The following is a 249-nucleotide window of genomic DNA, read 5'->3' on the forward strand; positions in this document are numbered from 1 at the left end:
GTCCCCGAGCGGATCGCTCGGGGATTCACGCAGGTCGCGATGGTGCAACTGGTAGATGCGCCGGTGCGGCATCTGTACTCGGTGTGGTCGCCCACCCCCAGGCCGGCGGCGCGGGCGTTTCTTGACGTACTTGAAGAAAAAATGCAGGCGGCCGATGGATAAACCATGACCGCCCACAACAACACGTGCGGCGCCGATCATGAAAGCGGCGCGGTACCAGTGGGAGCCCGCATGCCGGCGATGAGGCCC

At 65.1% G+C, this 249-nt stretch carries 1 pseudogene; it reads left to right on the forward strand.

The features are described from left to right. Positions 1-162: pseudogene (locus tag OH705_RS28230) on the forward strand (LysR family transcriptional regulator); the annotation flags it as partial. Positions 163-249: the final 87 nt, after the last annotated feature.

Origin of the sequence: Pseudomonas sp. BJa3, assembly GCF_026343815.1 — a bacterium.
Taxonomy (GTDB): Bacteria; Pseudomonadota; Gammaproteobacteria; order Pseudomonadales; family Pseudomonadaceae; genus Aquipseudomonas; species Aquipseudomonas soli.